General features: G+C 73.3%; 6 protein-coding genes and 1 tRNA gene. 2 read left to right on the forward strand and 5 right to left on the reverse strand.

The annotated features are described in order from the left end of the window. On the reverse strand, nt 1-1,620 hold a 1,620-nt coding region (locus tag VG276_15440; protein ID HEV8650748.1), incomplete at its 3' end, for a serine/threonine-protein kinase. Between the two features lie 192 nt (nt 1,621-1,812). After that, on the reverse strand, nt 1,813-2,400 hold the full coding sequence (locus VG276_15445) for a hypothetical protein (protein HEV8650749.1): 588 nt from the start codon (nt 2,398-2,400) through the stop codon (nt 1,813-1,815). A 305-nt stretch (nt 2,401-2,705) separates the two neighbouring features. Here VG276_15445 and VG276_15450 point away from each other — a divergent pair. After that, nucleotides 2,706-2,776, forward strand: a tRNA-Gly gene (locus VG276_15450). Nucleotides 2,777-2,779: 3 nt separating this feature from the next. Here the strand turns inward: VG276_15450 and VG276_15455 are convergent. After that, nucleotides 2,780-3,229, reverse strand: a complete 450-nt coding sequence (locus VG276_15455; protein HEV8650750.1) for a tyrosine-type recombinase/integrase — start codon at nt 3,227-3,229, stop codon at nt 2,780-2,782. Beyond that, on the reverse strand, nt 3,189-3,734 hold the full coding sequence (locus VG276_15460) for a phage integrase SAM-like domain-containing protein (GenBank protein HEV8650751.1): 546 nt from the start codon (nt 3,732-3,734) through the stop codon (nt 3,189-3,191). The genes VG276_15455 and VG276_15460 overlap by 41 nt, the downstream gene beginning before the upstream one ends. 154 nt (nt 3,735-3,888) lie before the next feature. Between VG276_15460 and VG276_15465 the strand changes: the two genes are divergently transcribed. Continuing rightward, the gene (locus VG276_15465) at nt 3,889-4,290 is read left to right on the forward strand and encodes a transposase (protein ID HEV8650752.1); all 402 of its coding nucleotides are present in this window, start codon (nt 3,889-3,891) and stop codon (nt 4,288-4,290) included. A gap of 47 nt (nt 4,291-4,337) precedes the next feature. Here VG276_15465 and VG276_15470 read toward each other — a convergent pair. After that, nucleotides 4,338-5,479: hypothetical protein (locus VG276_15470; protein HEV8650753.1), on the reverse strand; the 1,142-nt coding region annotated here is incomplete at its 5' end.

Below are 5,479 nucleotides of genomic sequence, written 5' to 3' on the forward strand. Positions count from 1 at the left end.
GCCGGGCGACCGCGTTTCGGCCGGGGCCTGCAGCCCGGACGGCGGCGGCGTGACGGGCGCGCCGGAGGGACTCCCACCCACCGGTGGGGCGGCGGCCGCCTGCCTGGGTCCCACGGGTGGGCCGGCCGCCTGCCTGGTCTCCACGGGCGGGACGGCTCGGACCGGCTCGGCGAGGGAGGACGGCATGCGGGCGGCACCGGCCGGCGTGGAGCTGCCCGGCCCGCCCGCCGCGGCGGCACCCGCGACCACCCCAGCCGCACCGGCCCCCATCCCGGCCGCCCCGGCGGCCCCGGCGGCCCCGGCGGCCCCGGCGGCGCCCGCGGCCCCGGCGGCGCCCGCGGGCGCCCCGGATGGCCTGGCGCCCGCGGCCGCCCCGCCTGCCGCCCCGCCCTGGCCGTCCGAGGCGGGGACCTGCCGGGGCCGGGAGCGGAGCTCCCGGTCGCGGGTGGCAAGGGCGCTCTCGAGGAGTTCCTCGACGTCTTCGTAGTCGGGGTCGGCTTCGGCAAGCGGGGTGAGGCGCTCGATCGCCTCGTCCCAGCGGCCGGTGCTGTAGGCGGCCACCCCGGCCGCGTAGGCGGCCGCGAAGGGATCGGTCGCCGGCCCACCGGCAGGCTCGACGGGCGCCATCCCCCGGGCCGCCTGGCCGCCGTCCGCCGCCTTGGCAGACGCTGCCCTGGCAGAGGCCGCCCTGGCAGACGCCTCGCCGACGGGCCCGGCGTCGGCGGACGCCTCGCCGACGGGCCCTGCCGCGGCGGGCACGTCAGCGGGTGGCTTGGCAGGGGGCGCCACCCTGCCGGGCAGCTCGCCGGAGACGGCCCTGATCGCCCGGGCCATCGCCTCCGCGTCCTGGTAACGCTCGCCGGGGTCCTTGGCCAGAGCCTTCAGGAGCACGCGCTCGACCTCGACCGGCAGCTCGGGGTTGAGCGTCCGGGGCGGAGGCGGCGGCTCGTAGGCCTGCTTCATGAGCGCCGCAGCCGGGGTGTCGGCCTCGAACGGCACCCGACCGGTCAGCATCTCGTAGAGCACCAGCCCAGCGGCGTACAGGTCGGTACGCGGATCGACGGGAAGTCCGAAGGCCTGCTCGGGCGCCATGTAGACAGGGGTACCGACCACCAGGCCGGTCTGGGTGAGCCCGGCCCCGCCGCCGAGCAGGAGCTTGGCGATCCCGAAGTCAGCCAGCATCGGCCAGTTCGGGGTGGGCAGCAGCACGTTGGCCGGCTTGACGTCGCGATGCACCAGCCCTCGTTCGTGGGCATACCCCAGGCCGGCGAGCAGCAACGCGGCCAGCTCAAGGGCACGGCCCAGGGGGATGGGAGTGCCGACCTCGTCGGCAAGGCTGTGGCCGTCGTCGACGTAGGCGACCACCAGGTAGACCTGGCCATCGGCCTCGCCGTAGTCGTGGATCGGCACGATGTTGGGGTGCTGGAGCCGCGCGATCGAGCGGGCCTCGAGCCGGAAGCGCGACACGAAGGTCGGGTCGCCCGGGTGGGTGAGCACCTTGACCGCCACCCAGCGCTCCAGCGAGGGCTGGAACGCCTTGTAGACGGTTGCCATGCCTCCCCGCCGGATCATCTGGCGGAGCTGGTACTGGCCGAGCTCACGGCCGACGAGGTCGCTCATGGTTGCCCCTCCCAGGAGCCCGACCTCGGTCGACCCCCCGAAACCGTTCCCCACTGCTTGCATTGGATACCCCGCCTAGTATCGCTCAGCCCCTGTCCCTGGTCAGCTGCTCAGGTGCCGACCGGGAGCCTGAGGAGCGGCTGCACCTGTCGAGGTGCAGCCGCTCCGGTCCAGCATCGTGGGTGGATCGTCCTAGCCGCGGTACTCGCCGCAGAGGATGTCCTCCTGGGCCTCCCGGATGTCCTCCTGAGCCTCGCGCAGGTCCTCGGCCCGCTTGCGGGCCGCCCTCTGGGCCGGGGTCTCCCTGGCCTCGCGCAGCTCCTCCTGAGCCTCGCGCAGGTCCTCGGCCCGCTTGCGGGCCAGCTTCTGCGTCGGGGTCTCCTGGGCCTCGCGCAGCTCCTCCTGAGCCTCGCGCAGGTCCTTGGCCCGCTCGCGGGCATCCCTGGCAGCGCACCGGGCCGGCCTGTTGGTCGAGTTCGTAACAGCTGCCGAGTTGCCCGCCGCCTTCGTTGCCGGCTTGGTGGTCGCCGGGACCTCGGTCTCGATCGTGGTTGGGACCTCCTGGCCGGCGAGCACCACCGGCTGGCCCGAAGGCGTGGAGTTGCCAGTCTGCGACATGGCGACCGCGCCGGCGGCCACGACGAAGACCGCTGCGAGACCCACGGCCACCGTGGACTTCCGGATCGCGCCGAACCGCGACTGCTTCGCGACCGGACGCTGCTGCCCGAGCACCGGGTGCTCCCGCGTGGGCTGCTCGTTCCTCGTAGGCTCCTCGTTCATGACCCTCTCCCTCCTGGCTCTCCACCGAGCCGCTGTCGATCTCTTTCGATCAACGCCAGGGTGGCTCAGGCACCACGGTGTGACTAGAAACCTCAGGGGTCACAAGGGACGCCCCGAGGTGTGGAATCAGCCCACCCTAGGGTGAGTCGGCGCACGGCCGCGCTGATACGCCCACGCCCACGCCACAGGACCGGTCCGCAAGGGAGGACGCCCGCCCGGGTGCTACGCTCATCGTGGTCCTGCTCATAAGCGCCGCGCTCGTGTGAGCTGGGCCGCCACGCCCGACCCACCCGTCGGGCGGCCACGCGGGTGTAGCTCAATGGCAGAGCTCGAGCCTTCCAAGCTCGTGACGCGGGTTCGATTCCCGTCACCCGCTCCCCTATCCGCCCAGCTCAGACCCTTGCTGCCGAGTCTCTCCGACCGCTGGGGCATCGATCGCGCCCTCTACATGCCCTAGACGGTCGCCTGGCCCGGCCGGGTTCGCCGCGCGAGCCAAGCCATCGAGCGCGGCAGCCAGGGCGGCCTGTCGGCCATCACGTGCTGATAGCGCAGCGGCCGGCGACGTGTGCCCCATGCGCTCCATCAGCTCCTTGGTCGTCGCGCCAGCGGCCGCGGCCAGGGTCGCCGCCGTGTGGCGAAGGTCATGGACGCGCAGCCCGTCCAGCCCGAGCTGCTGCACAGCCGGCTGCCACACCAGCCGGCGGAAGCTACTGCGTGCCAAATACTTCCCGCGTGAGCTGGGGAACACCAGCCCGTCCGGGCTGGGCGCCGCGTAGCGGTCCAGGTGTTCAGCCAGCGCGGCCACGGCCACCGCCGGCAGCGTCACCACCCGCCGGCCCGCCTCGGTCTTGGTCGGCCCAGCGCAGCCCACCGAAGCCGGCGACCAGGATCAGCGCGCGGTAGCGGGCCGGGACCGTCTCGGCCAGAGCGGTGAGCTGTGGGATGGTCACGTGGCGCATTTCGGCCGCCCGCTCGACGCCAGCCCCCTTGATCGCGCACGGGTTGCGGGGCAGGTAGCCAGCCTCCACCGCGACGTTGAGGATGCGGCGCAGCAGCCGGTACGCCTTGGCGATCGTGGTGGGCGTGACCTCGCCGGCATCGTGGAGGCCGCCAAGCCAGGTGCGGACCGTCATCGGGTCGAGCTTGCCAAGCGGCGTCGTTCCAAACGCCGGGAGCAGGAATCGTCGCAGCAGGTAGTCATAAAGGACGCGGGTGCCCGGTCGCAGGTCGGCCGTGGTCTGCTGCCACCGTTCGGCCCACTCACCGAAGGTGATCCGCGACAGCCGCGGGTCAGTCAAGCCACCGCGCAGCAGGTCGGCCTCGACCTGGGCCAAGTAACGGCTGGCCTCGCCCTTGCTGGGGAAGGTGCGCGGGGCGGTATGCCGAGCGCCCGTCTAGTCGTTCTTGGGGGCTTGGGGTCGTGACGTTGTGACAAGTTTCATGCTGCGGCGCCAAGGCGGGCGTTGGTGACGTAGTCGCTACCGGGGGGTGACCCGGCTGGGCGCGCTCACGTTGGCCGCCGAGGTCGCCGACTGGCGCCGGTTCGCCACCGCGAACGCGTTCATGGGCGTTTGCGGGCTGGTCCCAAGCGAGTACTCCAGCGGCAGCCAGGTCCACCGCGGCCGGCTGACCAAGGCCGGCAACGCCCACCTGCGCGCGCAGCTGGTCGAGTCGGCCTCGTCCTACCAGCACCGGCCTGGGGTTGGCCGGGAGATCACCGGCCGTCAGCAGGGCCTTGACCCCCGGGTGGTCGCGCGCGCGTGGGCGGCGCAGCAGCGCCTGTGTGGCCGCTTCCGCACGCTGGCCGCCCGCAAGCACACCAACAGCATCGTCGCCGCAGCGATCGCGCGGGAGCTCGCCGGGTTCCTATGGGCCGAGATGACCGCCTGACGCCATCCGGTTCACCGGCTCGAGATCGGCCGAGAAGGTGAGCACGATCACGACGCGTCGGGACGCCGCCGCTGCAGGGCCGATCCCCGGGGAGCCGGATGCCACGGCCTGGCCGAAGCGAAGCTAGTCAGGGGCACCTTCCTGCGTCTTGCCGACGTGCGGTCCCAATCCGCGAATAGCAGTGTGGCGGCCAGCCGATCCACACCGTCCCGGCGCGTCGTTCCACCCCAAGAGCCGCTCGACCCCCACCTGCCACAGCACGCCCCGACCGCAACCTCACCACCGATCACGCGCGCCCGCGCGACCTGCCTGCTGCCTAAAACCATCCCGTCCACCAGGCAAAACCGTCGCCTTGACAAGCCGTTCCATATCAGTAGGGCTCGGACCAGCCCAGCATCGCCATCAGCCGGTTGTGCAGCGCGGCGGGGTGCCCCGCCAGCCGTCCATGGCCAGCTCCGGCCAGAGCGCGACGCGGGCGTGCGGGTGGCCCCACAGGTAGCCGGCCAGGGCCCGCTCGACGAACTCGGGTCGGTGCCCTTGCCGTCGACGAGGAAGAACTTGCGGCCGGCGCGGGCGGCGCAGAACGCCTCGCGTTCGATGTCGACCGACTTGCCCATCCCGGAGGTGCCGATGAGCAGCCGGGAGCGGGCCTGCACCGTCGCGGGGACGACGATCAGACCGTGCCGGTCGGCCCAGCCGAGGTCGCCGTCGATGGCGGCGCCGAGCGCGGGGGTGTCCCAGTGGTCGTCGCGGACACTGGCGGCCCGCTGGACGGCGAGCATCATGCGGCGGGTGGCGGCGCGCTGGGTGCGGCGGACCTCGGTGGGGTCGATCGCGGGCCGGGGCCGGCCCATGAGGTTCAGGGCGGCGGCCAGCAGCCCGGCCGGGATGGACAGGGGGAGCTGGGGGATGAGGAACTGGCCTGGGAGGGGGGCGTGGACGACGGGCTTGCCGACCTGGTCGAGCAGGGCCAGGTAGCCGGCGAAGTGCAGCACCAGCGCCTGCTCCGGGCCACCGGCGAGCACCACCACCGCCACGATCGCGGCGGCCGCGCCGGCGGCGACCTTCCAGGGTCGCCAGCCGGTCGCGCGCAGGAGGGCTTGCCCAACCAGCCACGACAGCAGCACCAGGGGGCTGGCGAGCAGCAGCACCAGCGCGAGCCACAGCGCGGCCAGGCCGGGCGGGGGTG

The sequence above is a fragment of the Actinomycetes bacterium genome, assembly GCA_036000965.1.
Taxonomy (GTDB): Bacteria; Actinomycetota; CALGFH01; order CALGFH01; family CALGFH01; genus DASYUT01.

What these genes read in the sequence shown, in the direction of transcription:
- VG276_15445 (HEV8650749.1), bottom strand. Translation starts at nt 2,400, where the DNA reads ATGAACGAGGAGCCTACGAGGAACGAGCAGCCCACGCGGGAGCACCCG.